At 68.8% G+C, this 17085-nt stretch carries 17 protein-coding genes; 11 read left to right on the top strand and 6 right to left on the bottom strand.

The genetic code is table 11. From position 1 onward, the window contains the following. Nucleotides 1–5 precede the first annotated feature (5 nt). From CGR01S_RS12325 to CGR01S_RS12305, 5 genes are read left to right on the top strand one after another with little or no spacing between them, the layout of a single operon-like run. The gene (locus tag CGR01S_RS12325) at nt 6–1223 is read left to right on the top strand and encodes a type II secretion system F family protein (RefSeq protein ID WP_042427517.1); all 1218 of its coding nucleotides are present in this window, start codon (nt 6–8) and stop codon (nt 1221–1223) included. After that, nucleotides 1223–2095 carry a prepilin peptidase gene (locus CGR01S_RS12320; RefSeq protein WP_042427514.1) on the top strand — a complete coding sequence of 291 codons (873 nt, stop codon included), beginning with the start codon at nt 1223–1225 and terminating at the stop codon, nt 2093–2095. The genes CGR01S_RS12325 and CGR01S_RS12320 overlap by 1 nt, the downstream gene beginning before the upstream one ends. After that, nucleotides 2095–2706, top strand: a complete 612-nt coding sequence (gene coaE / locus CGR01S_RS12315) for a dephospho-CoA kinase (protein ID WP_042427511.1) — start codon at nt 2095–2097, stop codon at nt 2704–2706. Before CGR01S_RS12320 ends, coaE begins: the two co-directional genes overlap by 1 nt. 7 nt (nt 2707–2713) lie before the next feature. Beyond that, nucleotides 2714–3469, top strand: a complete 756-nt coding sequence (gene zapD, locus CGR01S_RS12310; RefSeq protein ID WP_042427508.1) for a cell division protein ZapD — start codon at nt 2714–2716, stop codon at nt 3467–3469. Between the two features lie 26 nt (nt 3470–3495). Continuing rightward, a complete protein-coding gene (locus tag CGR01S_RS12305; protein ID WP_042427504.1) occupies nt 3496–3714 on the top strand; it encodes a DNA gyrase inhibitor YacG in 219 nt (72 codons plus the stop codon). 37 nt (nt 3715–3751) lie between these two features. On the opposite strand, the gene CGR01S_RS12300 is transcribed toward CGR01S_RS12305, so the two are convergent. The 5 genes from CGR01S_RS12300 to CGR01S_RS12280 all read right to left on the bottom strand — a co-directional run bounded on the left by CGR01S_RS12300 (nt 3752) and on the right by CGR01S_RS12280 (nt 10572). Continuing rightward, complete coding sequence (locus tag CGR01S_RS12300; RefSeq protein ID WP_439644745.1) at nt 3752–4192, bottom strand: NUDIX domain-containing protein; 441 nt, start codon at nt 4190–4192, stop codon at nt 3752–3754. Next, nucleotides 4185–5057 (bottom strand): ATP-binding protein, encoded by an 873-nt coding sequence (locus CGR01S_RS12295; protein WP_042427498.1) that lies wholly within the window; start codon nt 5055–5057, stop codon nt 4185–4187. Before CGR01S_RS12295 ends, CGR01S_RS12300 begins: the two co-directional genes overlap by 8 nt. Nucleotides 5058–5277: 220 nt before the next feature. Then, nucleotides 5278–6507: a bifunctional glutamate N-acetyltransferase/amino-acid acetyltransferase ArgJ gene (gene argJ / locus CGR01S_RS12290; protein ID WP_042427495.1), complete on the bottom strand. Its 1230-nt coding sequence runs from the start codon at nt 6505–6507 to the stop codon at nt 5278–5280. Between the two features lie 199 nt (nt 6508–6706). After that, nucleotides 6707–9466 (bottom strand): preprotein translocase subunit SecA, encoded by a 2760-nt coding sequence (gene secA / locus CGR01S_RS12285; protein ID WP_042427491.1) that lies wholly within the window; start codon nt 9464–9466, stop codon nt 6707–6709. A gap of 137 nt (nt 9467–9603) precedes the next feature. Beyond that, nucleotides 9604–10572 carry a M23 family metallopeptidase gene (locus CGR01S_RS12280; RefSeq protein ID WP_042427488.1) on the bottom strand — a complete coding sequence of 323 codons (969 nt, stop codon included), beginning with the start codon at nt 10570–10572 and terminating at the stop codon, nt 9604–9606. Nucleotides 10573–10599: 27 nt separating this feature from the next. Here CGR01S_RS12280 and CGR01S_RS12275 point away from each other — a divergent pair, with 27 nt between their 5' ends. After that, entirely contained in the window at nt 10600–10911 is a 312-nt protein-coding gene (locus CGR01S_RS12275) for a DciA family protein (RefSeq protein WP_042427485.1), read from the top strand. Between the two features lie 16 nt (nt 10912–10927). Here the strand turns inward: CGR01S_RS12275 and CGR01S_RS12270 are convergent, their stop codons facing one another. After that, the gene (locus CGR01S_RS12270) at nt 10928–12601 is read right to left on the bottom strand and encodes an ABC transporter permease (protein ID WP_042427482.1); all 1674 of its coding nucleotides are present in this window, start codon (nt 12599–12601) and stop codon (nt 10928–10930) included. Nucleotides 12602–12628: 27 nt separating this feature from the next. On the opposite strand from CGR01S_RS12270, the gene CGR01S_RS12265 reads away from it, so the two are divergent. The 5 genes from CGR01S_RS12265 to CGR01S_RS12245 all read left to right on the top strand — a co-directional run bounded on the left by CGR01S_RS12265 (nt 12629) and on the right by CGR01S_RS12245 (nt 17008). Continuing rightward, nucleotides 12629–13708 carry an ABC transporter ATP-binding protein gene (locus CGR01S_RS12265; protein ID WP_042427479.1) on the top strand — a complete coding sequence of 360 codons (1080 nt, stop codon included), beginning with the start codon at nt 12629–12631 and terminating at the stop codon, nt 13706–13708. Further along, nucleotides 13705–14988, top strand: a complete 1284-nt coding sequence (locus CGR01S_RS12260) for a BaiN/RdsA family NAD(P)/FAD-dependent oxidoreductase (protein ID WP_042427476.1) — start codon at nt 13705–13707, stop codon at nt 14986–14988. The genes CGR01S_RS12265 and CGR01S_RS12260 overlap by 4 nt, the downstream gene beginning before the upstream one ends. Before the next feature lie 153 nt (nt 14989–15141). Continuing rightward, nucleotides 15142–15354, top strand: coding sequence for a 30S ribosomal protein S21 (gene rpsU / locus CGR01S_RS12255; RefSeq protein ID WP_007833691.1), 213 nt, complete (start codon nt 15142–15144; stop codon nt 15352–15354). A gap of 101 nt (nt 15355–15455) precedes the next feature. Further along, nucleotides 15456–15902, top strand: a complete 447-nt coding sequence (locus CGR01S_RS12250) for a GatB/YqeY domain-containing protein (RefSeq protein ID WP_042427464.1) — start codon at nt 15456–15458, stop codon at nt 15900–15902. Between the two features lie 17 nt (nt 15903–15919). Next, entirely contained in the window at nt 15920–17008 is a 1089-nt protein-coding gene (locus CGR01S_RS12245; protein ID WP_042427460.1) for a tartrate dehydrogenase, read from the top strand. Nucleotides 17009–17085 lie beyond the last annotated feature (77 nt).

Genomic DNA, 17085 nt, shown 5'->3' with positions numbered 1-17085 from the left:
GATCTATGGCAACGGCAGCAAAAGCAGGCATCAAGGACTTCGTCTTCGAGTGGGAAGGCAAGGACCGCAACGGCAAGGTCGTGCGCGGCGAGACCCGCGCCACCGGGGAAAACCAGGTGATGGCCATGCTGCGCCGCCAGGGCGTGCTGCCCACCAAGATCAAGAAGCGCCGCATGCGCAGCGGCAAGAAGATCAAGCCCAAGGACATCGCCCTGTTCACCCGGCAGATGGCCACCATGATGAAGGCCGGCGTGCCCTTGCTGCAGGCCTTTGACATCGTGGGACGCGGCAACGCCAACCCCAGCGTGGGCAAACTGCTCAACGACATCCGTGCCGACGTGGAGACCGGCACCTCGCTCAATGCGGCGTTTCGCAAGTACCCGCTGTACTTCGACAGCCTCTACTGCAACCTGGTCGAGGCAGGCGAGGCCGCCGGTATCCTGGAAGCCCTGCTCGACCGCCTTGCCACCTACATGGAAAAGACCGAGGCCATCAAGGGCAAGATCAAGTCGGCGCTGATGTACCCGATCTCGGTGATCATCGTCGCCTTCGTGGTGGTCACGGTGATCATGATCTTCGTGATCCCCGCCTTCAAGGAGGTGTTCACCTCGTTCGGCGCCGACCTGCCCGCGCCCACCCTGTTCGTGATGGGCATGAGCGAAGTGTTCGTGCAATGGTGGTGGCTGATCTTCGGCATCATCGGCGGCGGCTTCTACTTCTTCATGCAGGCCTGGAAGCGCAATGAGAAGATGCAGATGTTCATGGACCGCCTGCTGCTGCGCATCCCCATCTTCGGCGACCTGATCTACAAGTCCGCCGTGGCCCGCTGGACGCGCACGCTGGCGACCATGTTCGCTGCCGGCGTGCCGCTCGTCGAGGCTCTGGATTCGGTCGGCGGCGCCGCTGGCAACTCGGTCTACACCCTGGCCACCGACAAGATCCAGCAGGAGGTCTCCACGGGCACCAGCCTCACCGTGGCCATGACCAATGCCAACGTCTTCCCCTCCATGGTGCTGCAGATGTGCGCCATCGGCGAGGAATCGGGCTCCATCGACCACATGCTGAGCAAGGCGGCCGACTTCTACGAGCAGGAAGTGGACGAAATGGTGGCCGGTCTCTCCAGCCTCATGGAGCCCATCATCATCGTCTTCCTGGGCACCTTGATCGGCGGCATCGTGGTCTCCATGTACCTGCCCATCTTCAAGCTGGGCCAGGTGGTTTGATGATCCTGGATCCCTGGTGGGATGCGGCCCTGGCCGGTGTCCTGGGCCTCATGGTCGGCAGTTTTCTCAACGTGGTGATCTACCGCCTGCCGCAGATGATGGAGCGCCAGTGGGCACGCGAGCATGCGGACTATGCGCACGCAACCGGCGGCCCGGCCCCTGCGGCCCCGGACGCCGCGGCCTTCAACCTGGCCGTGCCGCGCTCGCGCTGCCAGGCCTGCGGGCACACCCTGGCCTGGTACGAGAACATTCCGGTGCTCAGCTATCTGGCGCTGCGCGGGCGCTGCGCGGCGTGCCAGACGCGCATCAGCGCGCGCTACCCGGCGGTGGAGCTGCTCACCGGCGCCCTGTTCTATTACTGCGTGCAGCGCTGGGGGCTGGGCACGTCCGGTCTGGCCTGGTGTGCCTTCAGCGCCGTGCTGGTCGCCCTGGCGTTCATCGACTGGGACACCACCCTGCTCCCCGACGACCTGACCCTGCCCTTGCTGTGGGCCGGCCTGCTCAGCGCGGCCGCCGGGTGGACGGGCATCTCCCTGCAGGACGCCGTGCTGGGCGCCGCCGCAGGCTATCTCTCGCTCTGGCTGGTGTACTGGGCATTCAAGCTCGCCACCGGCAAGGAAGGCATGGGTTACGGCGACTTCAAGCTGTTTGCCGCGCTGGGTGCCTGGTTTGGCTGGCAGGCACTGGTGCCGCTGATTCTGCTGGCCTCCGTGGTCGGCGCTGCCGTGGGCATTGCGATGAAGCTCAAGCGCAGCCTGCGCGAAGGCGGCTACGTGCCCTTCGGGCCCTTCCTGGTGGGCGCAGGCCTGATCGGCATGGTGCTGGGGCCGTCCACCATCCTGCACGCCCTCTGGGGCTGGCTGGGACTGTGATGGACAAGCATTGCTGGCAGGTGGGCCTGACCGGGGGCATTGGCAGCGGCAAGAGCACCGTGGCCGCCATGCTCGCCGACTGCGGTGCCACCATCATCGATGCCGACCGCATCGCGCGTGAACTGACGGCGCCCGGCGGCGCGGCCATGCCCGCCATCGCCGCGGCCTTCGGCCCGGAACTGATGGCCGCGGATGGCGCCCTGGACCGCGCGCGCATGCGCACGCTGGCCTTCACCCAGCCCGAGGCGCGCCAGCGGCTCGAAGCCATCATCCACCCCCTGGTGGGCCAGGAGACGGAGCGCCAGGCGCTGCAGGCCCGGGCCCAGGGCGCGCGCCTGGTGGTGCACGACATCCCCCTGCTGGTCGAATCGGGCCACTGGCGCCGTCGGCTCGACGCCGTCATCGTGGTCGACTGCCGCGAGGACACCCAGATCGAGCGCGTGGTCGCACGCAACCAGCTCTCCCCCGCCGCCGTGCGCGACATCCTGGCCGCCCAGGCCAGCCGCAGCCAGCGGCGTGCCTGCGCCGACCTGGTGATGTACAACGACGGCCTGTCCCTCGACGCCCTGCGCAGCCAGGTCAGCCTTGCGGCCCGCAGGTTCGGGCTATGATTTCGCCGTGATTCTGTACGAATACCCCTTCAACGAGCGCATCCGCACCTACCTGCGGCTCGAATACCTGCTGCGGCGCCTGGGCGAGCTGATCCCGCGCAGCCACCCGCTGGACCACCACTTCGCCCTCACCACCATCTTTGAAATCATGGACGTGGCGGCGCGCGCGGACCTCAAGGCCGACGTGCTCAAGGACATCGAGAAGCAAAAGCACGTGCTCGACGGCTACCGCGGCAACCCGGCCATCTCCGAGGCGGCGCTCGACGGTGTGGTGGCACAGCTCGACCGCTGCTTCGGCACGCTCAGCAGCCAGGTCGGCAAGACCGGCCACCTGCTGACCGAGAACGAATGGCTCATGGGCATACGCAGCCGCGCGGGCATTCCTGGCGGCACCTGCGGGTTCGACCTGCCGAGCTACTATGCCTGGCAACACCGGCCTGCCACCGAGCGCCAGGCGGCCCTGCAGGAATGGGCCGGCACCCTCGCGCCCCTGGCCGACTCGATTTACCTGCTGCTCAAGCTGCTGCGCGACTCCGGCATGCCGCAAAAGGTTGCCGCCGAGCGCGGACAGTTCCAGCAAAACCTGCCGCAAGGGCGGAGCTTTCAGCTCCTGCGCCTGCGCATCGATCCCGCCCTGGGCCTGGTGCCCGAGATCAGCGGCAACCGGCTCATGGTGTCCGTGCGCCTCATGCGCCAGACGCCGCAATGGCATTTGCAGGCCTGCAGCGAGGACGCCGTCTTCGAGCTCACCCTGTGCGCCTGAGCAGCTCTGCCCCAGCCTCCCGCGCCATGCACCGCCCCGCACCACAGCCCGCCCCGCGCACCGTGCGCTGCCCCGCCTGCCAAGGCCCCAGCCTCTACCACCCGGACAACCCCTGGCGCCCGTTCTGCAGCCAGCGCTGCCAGCAGATGGACCTGGGCGCCTGGGCGCGCGAGGATTTTCGCGTCCCTGCGGAGGCCCCGCCCGAGGACGCCCCGTTCGGCGATCCACGGACCAGTTTGGAGTGAAATGGGGCTCTGGCGCTTACTGAGCAAGCGCCGGCAGCTATCCATTCGATAGTATTGCCGGATCGAACGGCACGCCGCGCTCCTCGGCCAGCCAAGCCAGCACCGGCAACGCGCCTGGCAGCACCGGACGCACCTCGATGGGCCAGTGCTGCCAGGCCATGGCCTGGCCCTCGCGCATCTCGAAGTCCCCGGTCCAGTCATGCACCTTGCACCAGTGCAGGCGCACCAGGGCGTGGGGGTAGTCGTGCTCGGTCACCTTCCAGACCGCCGCCGGGCCGATGGTGATGCCCAGCTCCTCCTGCAGCTCGCGGCGCAGCGCCTGCTCCACGGTCTCGCCCGCCTCGATCTTGCCGCCAGGGAACTCCCAGTAGCCCGCATACACCTTGTCCGGCGGCCTTGTGCTCAAGAGCAGCGCGCCATCGGCGCGGATCAGGATGCCGACCGCGACCTCGGTGTGCTTGCGCGCCGGCTCAACCACCGTGGCGTCCTGCATAGTCGCGCGCAAACTGATAGGCCACGCGGCCGCTGCGCGAACCGCGTTCCAGCGCCCAGACCAGGGCCTCGGGGCGCGCTGCGGCGATGGCATCGCCGCCCAGCCCGAACGAGGCCAGCCACTGCCCGGCGATGGCCAGGTATTCGTCCTGGCTGAACGGGTAGAAGCTCACCCACAGGCCGAAGCGCTCGGACAGCGAGATCTTCTCCTCCACGCCCTCGCCCGGGTGCACCTCGCCATCGTCGGTGTGGGTGTACGTGAGGTTCTCGCGCATGTACTCGGGCAGCAGGTGGCGCCGGTTGCTGGTGGCGTAGATCAGCACGTTGGGCGTGGCGGCGGCCACCGAGCCGTCGAGGATGGACTTGAGCGCCTTGTAGCCCGGCTCGCCGTCCTCGAAGCTCAGGTCGTCGCAGAACACGATGAAGTATTCCGGCCGGCCGGCCACCACCTCGACGATGTCGGGCAGGTCGGTCAGATCGGCCTTGTCCACCTCGATCAGGCGCAGGCCCTGCGGCGCGTAAGAGTTCAGGCAGGCCTTGATGAGCGAGGACTTGCCCGTGCCGCGCGCCCCCGTGAGCAGCACGTTGTTGGCCGGCAGGCCGCGGACGAACTGCTCGGTGTTGCGCTGGATCTTCTCTTTCTGGCCGTCGATTTCCTTCAGGTCTTCCAGACGCATCGCCGCCACATGGCGCACGGGCTCCAGCGTGCCGTGCCCGCTGCTGCGCTTGCGGTAGCGCCAGGCAATGGCAGAAGACCAGTCGGGCGCCGCCAGCGGCTGCGGCAGCACGGATTCGATGCGCGCGATGAGCTGCTCGGCGCGTTCGATCAGATGTTCAAATTTTTCGTTCATTTTGGCCTCCAGCGCGCACCAATAAAGCGCCAGCAGCTATCAAATTAGCAGCAAAAACCCCTGCACACGCTACGCCCACCATGGACAAACCTGGCACGGCCCAGGCCAGAGCCCCCGTGCAAGGGCCGCCCCGCCGCACTGGGGGCGTCCCCCTGCCCGCAGCGCGAAGCGCTGTGAGAGCGGGGGGAAGCCGCGCAGCGGCTCAGGGGGGTGTTCCACCTCAAGATCTGTAATCGGCGTTGATGGTCACGTAGTCGTGGCTCAGATCGCAGGTCCAGACCGTGTCCTGCGCGCTGCCGCGGCCCAGCAGCACGCGCACGGTGATCTCGCTCTGCTTCATCACGCGCTGGCCGTCTTCCTCACGGTACGCGGGGTTGCGCCCGCCCTGCACGGCCACGTGCACGTCGTCGAGGTAGAGGTCGATGCCGGTCTGGTCCAGATCCTCGATGCCGGCATAGCCCACGGCCGCCAGGATGCGGCCCAGGTTCGGGTCGCTGGCGAAGAACGCCGTCTTGACCAGCGGCGAATGGGCGATGGCGTAGGCCACCTTGCGGCATTCCTCGCCGGTCTTGCCGCCTTCCACGCGCACGGTGATGAATTTGGTCGCGCCCTCGCCGTCGCGCACGATGGCCTGGGCCAGCTTCTGCGCCACTTCCAGCAGCGCGGCCTGGAGGGCCTGGCCCTCGGCGCTGGACAGCGCTTCAATGGGGGCATGCGCTGCCTGCTGCGTGGCGATCAGCATGAAGCAGTCGTTGGTGGAGGTGTCGCCGTCGATGGTGATGCGGTTGAACGACTGGTCCGCCAGCTCGCGCACCAGGCCCTGCAACAGCGCCGGCGCGATGCGCGCGTCGGTGGCCACGAAGCCCAGCATGGTGGCCATGTTCGGGCGGATCATGCCCGCGCCCTTGGCGATGCCGGTCACCGTGACGGTGGCGCCGCCGATCTGCACCTGGCGGCTGAAGGCCTTGGCCACGGTGTCGGTGGTCATGATGCCCTCGGCCGCGCGCGCCCAATGGGCCGGCTGCGCGTCGGCGATGGCCGCGGGCAGGCCGGCCTCGATGCGGTCCACGGGAAGCGGCTCCATGATGACGCCGGTGGAGAACGGCAGCACCTGCGCCGCATCCACTTGCAGATGCCGCGCCAGCGCCGCACTGGTGGCGCGCGCGCGCGCCAGGCCATCCGCCCCCGTGCCGGCGTTGGCGTTGCCGGTGTTCACCACCAGGGCGCGGACGGCCTGGCCGCCCGCCAGGTGCTCACGGCAGACCTGCACCGGCGCGGCGCAGAAGCGGTTCTGCGTGAACACGCCCGCCACGCTCGCGCCCTCGTCGAGCAGAAAAACGGTCAAGTCCTTGCGATTCGCCTTGCGCACGCCGGCTTCGGCGACGCCGATGCGCACGCCGGCCACGGGGTGCAGGTCGGCAGGGTTGGGAGCGGAGAGATGAACGGGCATGGGGGTGATCCTTCCAAAAGCAGGGGGCGATGATAGGGCACCCCCAAACAAACCATGGGCTGCCGTCCCTGCAACTGGCGCGAGCCGTGCCAGCAGACACCGCGCAAGGGCCGCCCCGCCGCGCTGGTGTTGCCCCCCTTCCCGGCGAAGCCGAGAGAAGGGGGAAGCGGCGCAGCCGCTCAGGGTGTTGTGCCTGGTTCTAGGCGAGCTTGCCGTGGCACTGCTTGTACTTCTTGCCGCTGCCGCAGGGGCAGGGGTCGTTGCGGCCCACGCGCCCGCCGGCCGCCACCTTCTGCTGCACGCTGAGCGTGCGCTCGTCCACCGTGGTCTCGACCTCGCCGGTCTCGGTGGGGGCGGAGTAGGTGACGTTGGCGATGCGCTCGGCGCGCGCCTCCAGGTCCTCGGCGGCCTGGTCGATCTGCGTGGGCGACTGCACCTGCACGGTCATGAGGATGCGCGTGACCTCGTTCTTGACCATGTCCAGCAATTGCCCGAACAGCTCGAAGGCCTCGCGCTTGTATTCCTGCTTGGGCTGCTTTTGCGCATAGCCGCGCAGGTGGATGCCCTGGCGCAGGTAGTCCAGCGCGCTCAGGTGGTCGCGCCAATGCGAGTCGAAGTTCTGCAGCAGCACGACGCGCTCGAACTGGGTGAAGTTCTCCTTGCCCACCAGCTCGACCTTGGCGCCATAGGCCGCATGCGCCGCGGCCACCACCTTGTCGAGGATGTCTTCATCGGTCACCGATTGGGAGCCCTCGACCATCTGCTGCAGTGGGATGGTGAGCTGCCACTCCTCGGCCAGCACCTTCTCCAGCGCGGGCAGGTCCCATTGCTCCTCGACCGATTCGGCCGGCACGTACTGGCGCACGATGTCGGAGAAGCAGCCCTCGCGCATGCCGGCGATCAGCTCGGAGAGCTCTGCCGCGTCGAGGATCTCGTTGCGCTGCTGGTAGATCACCTTGCGCTGGTCGTTGGCCACGTCGTCGTATTCCAGCAATTGCTTGCGGATGTCGAAGTTGCGCGCCTCGACCTTGCGCTGCGCCGACTCGATGCTGCGCGTGACGATGCCCGCCTCGATGGCCTCGCCGTCGGGCATCTTCAGGCGGTCCATGATGGCCTTGACACGGTCGCCCGCGAAGATGCGCATCAGCGCGTCGTCCAGGCTCAGGTAGAAGCGCGAGGAGCCCGGGTCGCCCTGGCGGCCCGAGCGGCCGCGCAGCTGGTTGTCGATGCGGCGCGACTCGTGGCGCTCGGTGGCGATGATGCGCAGCCCGCCCAGCGCCTTGACCTTTTCATGGTCCTGCTGCCACTGCGCGCGCAGGCTGGCAACGCGGCTTTGCCGCGTGCCCTCGTCCAGCGACTCATCGGCCTCGATGGCGGCAATTTCCTTCTCGATATTGCCGCCGAGCACGATGTCGGTGCCGCGGCCCGCCATGTTGGTGGCGATGGTGATCATGCCCTCGCGGCCGGCCTGGGCCACGATGTCGGCTTCGCGCGCGTGCTGCTTGGCGTTGAGCACCTGGTGCGGCAGGCCCGCCTGCGTCAGGAGCTGGTCGATGATCTCGGAGTTCTCGATCGAGGTCGTGCCCACCAGCACGGGCTGGCCGCGCCCGTGGCATTCGCGGATGTCGGCAATGGCCGCCTCGTACTTTTCGCGCGTGGTCTTGTACACGCGGTCGAGCTGGTCGTCGCGCTTGCTCGGGCGGTTGGGCGGGATCACCACGGTCTCCAGGCCGTAGATCTCCTGGAATTCGTAGGCCTCGGTGTCGGCCGTACCGGTCATGCCCGCCAGCTTGTTGTACAGGCGGAAGTAGTTCTGGAAGGTGATGGACGCGAGCGTCTGGTTCTCGGCCTGGATCTGCACGCCTTCCTTGGCCTCCACGGCCTGGTGCAGGCCGTCGCTCCAGCGGCGGCCCGACATCAGGCGGCCCGTGAACTCGTCGACGATGACGATCTCGCCGTTCTGCACCACATAGTGCTGGTCGCGGTGGAACAGATGCTTGGCCTTGAGCGCCGCATACAGATGGTGCATCAGCGTGATGTTGGCCGGGTCGTAGAGCGAAGCGCCCTCGGCGATCAGGCCCTGGCTGGCGAGGATGCGCTCGGCGTTCTCGTGGCCCTGCTCGGTCAGGAAGATCTGGTGCCCCTTCTCGTCCACGGTGAAGTCGCCGGGCTTGGTCACGCCCTGGCCCGTGCGCGGGTCGGCCTCGCCCTCCTGGCGCACCAGCAGCGGCACCACCTGGTTCATGGCCAGGTACATGGCGGTGTGGTCCTCGGCCTGGCCGCTGATGATGAGCGGCGTGCGCGCCTCGTCGATGAGGATGGAGTCCACCTCGTCCACGATGGCGAAATTGAGCTTGCGCTGCACCCGGTCCTGCGCCTCGTAGACCATGTTGTCGCGCAGGTAGTCGAAGCCGTACTCGTTGTTCGTGCCGTAGGTGATGTCGGCGTTGTAGGCGGCCTGCTTTTCCTCGCGCGGCATATTGGGCAGGTTGGTGCCCACCGTCAGGCCCAGGAAGTTGTACAGCCGCCCCATCCAGGCGGCGTCGCGGCTGGCCAGGTAGTCGTTCACCGTGACCACGTGCACGCCCAGCCCCGACAGGGCGTTGAGGTACACCGGCAGCGTGGCCGTGAGCGTCTTGCCCTCACCCGTGCGCATCTCGGCGATCTTGCCGTAGTGCAGGGCCATGCCGCCGATGAGCTGCACGTCGAAGTGGCGCATCTTCATCACGCGCTTGGAGCCCTCGCGCACCACGGCGAAGGCCTCGGGCAGCAGGTTGTCCAGCGATTCGCCCTGGGCGACGCGGCCCTTGAACTCCTCGGTCTTGGCGCGCAACTGCTCGTCGCTGAGCTTTTCGTATTCCGGCTCCATGGCGTTGATGCGCGCCACGGTCTTGCGGTACTGCTTGAGAAGCCGGTCGTTGCGGCTGCCGAAAATTTTGGTCAGGAGATTGGTGGCCATGCGAACAGATACGCCCCGTGCGCCCGCGGTGACACCGGACGGCCAGAAGCTTGTATTGAAGTGACAGCAGATGCGGCCAAGCCCGGGGAAATCAAGCGCGCTACTGCTTGCCGGGGAAGGCCGCGGTGGGGCGGATTCTACCTGCCCGCCACCTGCCGCCCGGCGGGGCGGGCGGGTGCGGCAGCGAGCTTGCGCGCCGCCTGGCTGCCCGCCGTGAGGAATTTCTGCGGATCCTGGGGCACTCCCTGCACCAGCACCTCGAAGTGCAGGTGCGGCCCGGTGGAGCGGCCCGTGGTGCCGACCTCGGCGATCTTCTGCCCGCGGCGCACCAGGTCGCCGCGCTTGACCAGCACCTTGGAGGAGTGGGCGTAGCGCGAGACGATCTGGTTGCCGTGGTCGATCTCGACCATGTTGCCGAACTCGGCGTGATATTCCTGCGTGACGACCACCCCGGCGGCGGCAGCGACGATGTCGGCGCCGGTTTCGGCCGGGAAATCCAGCCCGGCATGCAGCGCCGTCTTGCCCACGATGGGGTCGATGCGCCAGCCAAAGCCCGAACCCACGCTGCGCCCTGGCGCGGGCGACTCGGTGGGTACCAGATGCTTGTGGATGTGCTGGTCGAACAGGCGCGATTCGAGCACCGTGAGCAGGTCCACGCGCTGTCCCGAGAGCTGGTCGAGCTGCTGCAGGGTGGCGTCGAGCTCCTCCATGCTGAGCGAATGGCTGGCGATGAGCGCACCGCCCATGCCCGGCGCCGCGGACTTGCGCGGCAGCTCGATCCCGGCCAGGCCCGAGACGCGCTCGCCCAGCGATTCGAGCTCCACCATGCGCGCCTGCATCTCCCCGAGCTTGCGCGCCATGGCGTCGATGTTCTGGCGCACGAAGCGGTCGCGCTGCGCGAACTCATCCTGCACCACCAGGCGCAGAACCGCGCCGATGACGGGCCAGCCCTCGCGCGCGCCCTTGAGGAATACCAGGTGGTAGAGCAGCGCCGCCATGCACATCAGCACCAGCGACGCCGCCAGGAACACCGCCAGCAGGCGCCCGCCCGTGAGGTGGATGGCGCGGCTGCGCGCCAGCCGCGAGTCCATGATAATCAACTGCATCCGTGTATTCCGTTTCCTGAATCGAACATGCTCCGCCGCCACCACGCCATCACGCTGCAGCAGGCTGCCGATGAGTCCCCCACACTGGCGAAGCTGACCGCACTCGCGCAGGAGTCCGGTGAACGCCTCAAGGCCGTGGAAGCCTTGGTCCCCCCCTTGCTGCGCGCCAGCCTCCAGCCCGGCCCCATCGACGGGGACACCTGGTGCCTGGTGGTCAAGAGCAACGCCGCCGCCGCCAAGCTGCGCCAACTGCTGCCCGCCCTGCAGGCCCACCTGCGCAGCAAGGGCTGGGAGGTTAACGCCATTCGCCTGAAAATCCAAACCCCGGGCGGGCGGTGATCAGGGTTTCCCCCGCCTACGCATCGGCCTCGCGGCTGCGCAGGGCGCGGCTGAGCAGCACCACGGGCACCAGCCCCACGAGCACCAACGCCAGCGAAGGCAGCGCCGCCTCGCCCAGGCGCTCGTCGCGCGCGAGCTGGTAGGCGACCACGGCCAGGGTGTCGCTGTCGAAGGGGCGCAGCACCAGGGTGGCGGGCAGCTCCTTCATCACGTCGACGAACACCAGCAGCGCCGCCGCGGCCGTGGAACGGCGCAGCAGCGGCCAGTGCACGCGCCGCAGCAGGCCCCAGCGGCCCACGCCCAGCAGGCGCGCCGAATCGTCCAGGCTCGCCGGAATGCGCGCATAGCCGCTCTGCACCGACTGCAGGGCCACGGCGCCAAAACGCACCAGATAGGCCCAGACGATGCCCAGCGCCGTGGTCGTGACCAGCGCGCCCAGCCCCCACTGCGGCACGCGCTCCTGCAGCCAGCCCACGGGCAGCAGCAGGCCCACCACCACCACCGAGCCGGGCACCGCATAGCCCAGGCTGGCCAGGCGCACCACGCCGCGCGTGAGGGCCGTGGGCTGGCGGCGCACGGCAAAGGCCAGGGCCAGGGCCACGGCCACGCACAGCAGCGCCGTCATGCCCCCCAGGCGCATGCTGTTCCAGGTCCACGCGCCAAAGCGCTCCCAGGGCAGCACCGACCAATCGGCCGTCAGTGGCCGCAGCATGAACAGCACCGGTGCCACGAAGCCCAGCAGCACCGGCAGACCGCACACCGCCCAGGCCAGCACGGCATGGCGCCCGCGCAGCCGGGCAGGCCGCGCCTCGGCCGACCCCGCCCGGCCGACGCCGCCGCCGGCAAAGCGCATGCGCCGCTGGGCGCGCTGCTCCAGGCCCAGCAGGGCCAGCACCAGCACGAGCAGCAGCGTCGAGAGCTGGGCCGCGGCGATGCGGTTGTCCATGGCCAGCCAGGCCTTGTAGATGCCGGTGGAAAAACTCTGGATGCCGAAGTAGCTCGTCACGCCGTAGTCGGCCAGCGTTTCCATGAGCACCAGCGCCACCCCCGCGGCCACGGCCGGGCGCGCCAGGGGCAAGGCAATGCGCGCGATGCGCCGGCGCAAGGGCGCGCCCAGCAGCCGCGCCGCCTCCATGAGGTGCGCGGCACGCTCACCCAGCGCCGTGCGCGCCAGCAGGTAGACGTAGGGGTAGAGCGCGAACACGAACACCAGCACCGCGCCCCACAGGCTGCGCACCTCGGGCAGCAGCCGCCCCTCCCAGCCGAAGGCCGCGCGCAGCCCCACCTGCAGCGGCCCGCTGAACTGCAGGAAATCGGTGTAGGCATAGGCCGTGACGTAGGCGGGCATGGCCAGCGGCAACAGCAGCAACCACTCGAACGCGCGCCGCCCCGGAAAGTCGAACAAGGTCACCGCCGCGGCGGCGGCCGTGCCCACGCAGGCGGCCCCCAGGCCCACCCACAGCGCCAGCCACAGCGTGGTCCAGGCATAACCGGGCAGCACGGTGGCCGCCATCTCGCGCAGGATGCCCCAGGCCGACGCCGCGCCCGCGCCCCCCGGCAGCCAGGCGGCCAGCAACGCCAGCACGGGCAGGGACAGCACGCTGGCCAGGAGCAGGAGGAGAAGTGGACGGAAAACGGGAGACAGGCGCGGCAAGACAGGCAGCCCAATGAAAATGCGAATTCTACGCATTCACCTGGGCGCTTTTACAATGGGTCCATGTTCCTGGAAGTTTCCCAACTGCAAGTGCGCTACCGCGGCCAGGCCGCGGCGGCGGTGCAGGACGTCTCGCTGGGCCTGAGTGCCGGGCAGATCGGCGTGCTCATCGGTCCCTCGGGCTGCGGCAAGACCACCCTGCTGCGCTGCGTCGCCGGCCTGGAGCCCGTGTCCGCCGGCCGCATCCGGCTCGCCGGGCAGGAGGTCGGCGCCCCGGGGCGCTGTCTGCCGCCCGAGGAGCGGCGCATCGGCATGGTGTTCCAGGACTACGCGCTGTTTCCCCACCTGGACGTGGGCGCCAACGTGGCCTTCGGCATCGCCGACCTGCCGCGCGCCGCGCGCGCCGCGCGCGTGGCCGAGGTGCTGGAGCTCGTGGGCCTGCAGGGCAGCGCGGCGCGCTACCCGCACGAGCTCTCGGGCGGGCAGCAGCAGCGCGTGGCACTGGCGCGCGCCCTGGCCCCGCGCCCGCGGCTCATGCTGCTCGACGAGCCCTTCTCCAACCTCGACGTGGAGCTGCGCGAGCGCCTGGCGCACGAGGTGCGCGCCATCCTGCAGCAGGCGGGCACGACGGCGCTGTTCGTCACGCACGACCAGTTCGAGGCCTTTGCCATCGGCGACGTGATCGGCGTGATGGACCAGGGCCGCCTGCAGCAGTGGGACGATGCCTACACCCTCTACCACCGTCCGGCCACGCGCTTCGTGGCCGACTTCATCGGGCACGGCGTGTTCGCTCCGGCCACGCTGGTGCAGCAAGGCCAGGCCGTGGTAGTGCGCACCCCGCTGGGCGACCTGGCCAACCTCACCGAGTGCCCCCTGCCCGCACGCTACCCGGGCGGCGCATGCGACGTGCTGCTGCGCGCCGACGACATCGTGCACGACGACCATGCCCCGGTGCAGGCGCAGATCGTGCGCAAGGCCTTCCGCGGCTCCGAGTTCCTCTACACCCTGCGGCTGGACAATGGCCAGCAGCTCCTGGCCCATGTGCCCAGCCACCACGACCACGCCATCGGCGAGTGGATAGGCATACGCGCCGAGGTGGACCATGTGGTGACCTTCGAGCGCACGGCGCCGCACGGCGCATGACGGCGCACGCCAGCGCGAGCGCGGCGGGCAGCGCCGTGCCGCAGTTCGATGCCGTCGTCATCGGCGCGGGCGCCGCCGGCCTGTTCTGCGCCGCCCAGGCGGGCCAGCGCGGCTGCAAGGTGCTGCTCATCGACCACGCCGCGCAGGTGGCCGAGAAGATCCGCATCTCGGGCGGCGGGCGCTGCAACTTCACCAACCGCGACCTGGACCCGCAGGCGCCGCACAAGCACTTCGTGGGCCAGAACCCGCAGTTCTGCCGCTCGGCGCTGGCGCGCTTTGGGCCGCAGGACTTCATCGCCCTGGTGCAAAAGCACGGCATCGCCTTCCACGAAAAGCACAAGGGGCAATTGTTCTGCGACCGCTCGGCCGAGGACCTCATCGCCATGCTGCTGGCCGAATGCGCCGCAGGGGGGGTGACGCACTGGCAACCCTGCAGCGTGAAAAAGATTGCCTTTTTGGCCTCCAGCGCAGAAGATACAAGCGCGGGTAGCTATCAAATTGATACTGACCGGGGCCGCGTGCGGACGCGCAGCCTGGTGGTGGCCACGGGCGGCCTGTCCATCCCCAAGATCGGCGCCACCGACCTGGGTTACCGCATCGCCCAGCAATTCGGCATCCCCCTGGTGGAGCGCCGCCCCGGCCTGGTGCCGCTCACCTTCGACGGCCAGGACTGGGCGCCCTGGGCGCAGCTGGCCGGGCTGGCCCTGCCCGTGCGCATCGCCACCGGCAGCAAGAAGACGCACATGGCCTTCGACGAAGACCTGCTGTTCACCCACCGGGGCCTGTCGGGCCCGGCGGTGCTGCAGATCTCCAGCTACTGGCAGGAGGGCACGCCGCTGGCCATCGACCTGGCGCCCGGCGCGGAGCTGCCCGCCGCGCTCGCGCAGGCCAAGCTGCAATCGCGCAAGCACATCGCCAACGCCCTGGCCGCCTTCGTGCCCAGCCGCCTGGCCGACGCCTGGGCGGCGCGCGACCCCGAATGGCAGCGCCCCATCAACGAGGCCTCCGACAAGGCCCTGGCCCGCCTGGCCGCGCAGATGACGCGCTGGGAGCTCACGCCCACCGGCACCGAGGGCTACAAGAAGGCCGAAGTGACCCTGGGCGGCGTGGACACGCGCGCCCTGTCGCAGCAGACCATGGAGGCCAAGGCCCAGCCGGGGCTGTACTTCATCGGCGAGGTGGTGGACATCACGGGCTGGCTGGGGGGCTACAACTTCCAGTGGGCCTGGGCCAGCGCCCATGCCTGCGCCCTGGCGCTGGCCGCGCCCGCAGCGACTTGATTTGCAGTGCAAAAAGGCTATAATGCCCGGCTTTGCTGGCACTAGCCCCGTCGGCCAAATACTAGTTACAGACGGGGCAACCCGCCGCGCACGGCTGCAGGGCCCGATCTTCCCCGCAACCCTCTGGCGGCACATTTTGGAAACCATTAGCTAATGACCACCATCCGTGTAAAAGAGAACGAACCCTTTGACGTGGCGCTGCGCCGCTTCAAGCGCACCATCGAGAAGCTGGGCCTGCTGACCGACCTGCGCGCCCGCGAGTTCTACGAAAAACCCACCGCCGAGCGCAAGCGCAAGAAGGCTGCCGCCGTCAAGCGCCACTACAAGCGCGTGCGCAGCATGCAGCTGCCCAAAAAGCTGTACTGAGCACAGCCGGCGTTTGCACCAGACGCCCACCAAACCCGCGCTAGGGACGCCAAGCGCGGGTTTTTTGTTTTCTACACCGTGTTTGACTGGAGAAAAACACCATGAGCCTCAAGGACCAGATCACCGACGACATGAAGACCGCCATGCGCGCCAAGGACAGCGAGCGCCTGGGCACCATCCGCCTGCTGCAGGCGGCCATGAAGCAAAAGGAGGTGGACGAGCGCGTGACGCTGGACGACGCCGCCATCGTCGCCATCGTGGACAAGCTCATCAAGCAGCGCAAGGACAGCATCGCCGCCTTCGAGGGCGCGGGCCGCCAGGACCTGGCCGACAAGGAAAAGGCCGAGCTGGCCGTGCTGCAGGTCTACCTGCCCGCACGCATGTCGGCCGATGAGGTGAGCGCCGCGATCCAGGCCATCGTCGCCGAGGTCGGCGCCAAGGGACCGGGCGACATGGGCAAGGTCATGGGCGTGGTCAAGACGCGCCTGGCCGGCAAGGCCGACATGGGCCAGGTGTCGGCAGCGGTCAAGGCCGCGCTGGCGGGCTGACGCGGGCACCGACAGCCATGGCCCGCAGCTACCAGATTGCCGTCATTCCCGGTGACGGCATCGGCCGGGAAGTCATGCCCGAGGGCCTGCGCACCGTGCAGGCCGCCGCCCAGCGCTGCGGCCTGGCGCTGAAATTCCACACCTTCGACTGGGCGCACTGCGACTACTACCTGCAGCACGGCCGGATGATGCCGGACGACTGGAAGGCGCAACTCTCGGGCATGGACGCCATCTTCTTCGGCGCCGTGGGCTGGCCGAGCGCCGTGCCGGACCATGTCTCGCTGTGGGGGTCCCTCCTCAAGTTCCGGCGCGAATTCGACCAGTACATCAACCTGCGCCCCGTGCGCCTGTTCGAGGGCGTGCCCTGCCCGCTCGCGGGCCGCAAGCCCGGCGACATCGACTACCTCGTGGTGCGCGAGAACACCGAGGGCGAGTACACCTCGCTGGGCGGCATCATGTACGAGGGCACGGAGCGTGAGATCGTGATCCAGGAGTCGGTGTACTCGCGCCACGGCGCCGAGCGCCTGCTCAAGTTCGCCTTCGACCTGGCGCAAAGCCGCCCACGCAAGCACCTGACCCTGGCCACCAAGAGCAACGGCATCGCCATCAGCATGCCCTGGTGGGACCAGCGCGCCGAGGACGTGGGCCGGCACTACCCCGGGGTCACGCTGGACAAGCAGCACATCGACATCCTGACCGCGCGCTTCGTGCTGCAGCCGGGGCGCTTCGATGTGGTCGCCGCCACCAACCTGTTCGGCGACATCCTCTCCGACCTGGGCCCGGCCACCACCGGCACCATCGGCCTGGCACCGTCGGCCAACCTCAACCCCGAGCGGCGCTTCCCCAGCCTGTTCGAGCCCGTGCACGGCTCGGCGCCCGACATCTACGGCCAGAACATCGCCAACCCCATCGCCATGGTGTGGTCCGGCGCGCTGATGCTGGACTTCCTCACCCACGGCCAGGGCGCGGGCCGCGCGGCGCACGACGCCATCGTGGCGGCGATCGAGGAAGTGCTGCGCAGCGGCCCGCGCACGCCCGACCTGGGCGGCACGGCCAGCACCACGCAGGTGGGCGAGGCCATCGCGCAGCGCATCGCGCAGGGCTGACACGGCCCTGCCGCTGCGCCGCGCAGGCATTGGCAGCTACTGAAACAATAGCTGGCAGCGCTTGCTGGGCGAGCGCT

Origin of the sequence: Comamonas granuli NBRC 101663 (assembly GCF_000739995.1) — a bacterium.
In the GTDB taxonomy this organism is placed as follows: Bacteria; Pseudomonadota; Gammaproteobacteria; order Burkholderiales; family Burkholderiaceae_C; genus Simplicispira; species Simplicispira granuli.
Note: the sequence above shows the minus strand (reverse complement) of the source record. Positions and strands in the feature narration are given on the sequence as shown.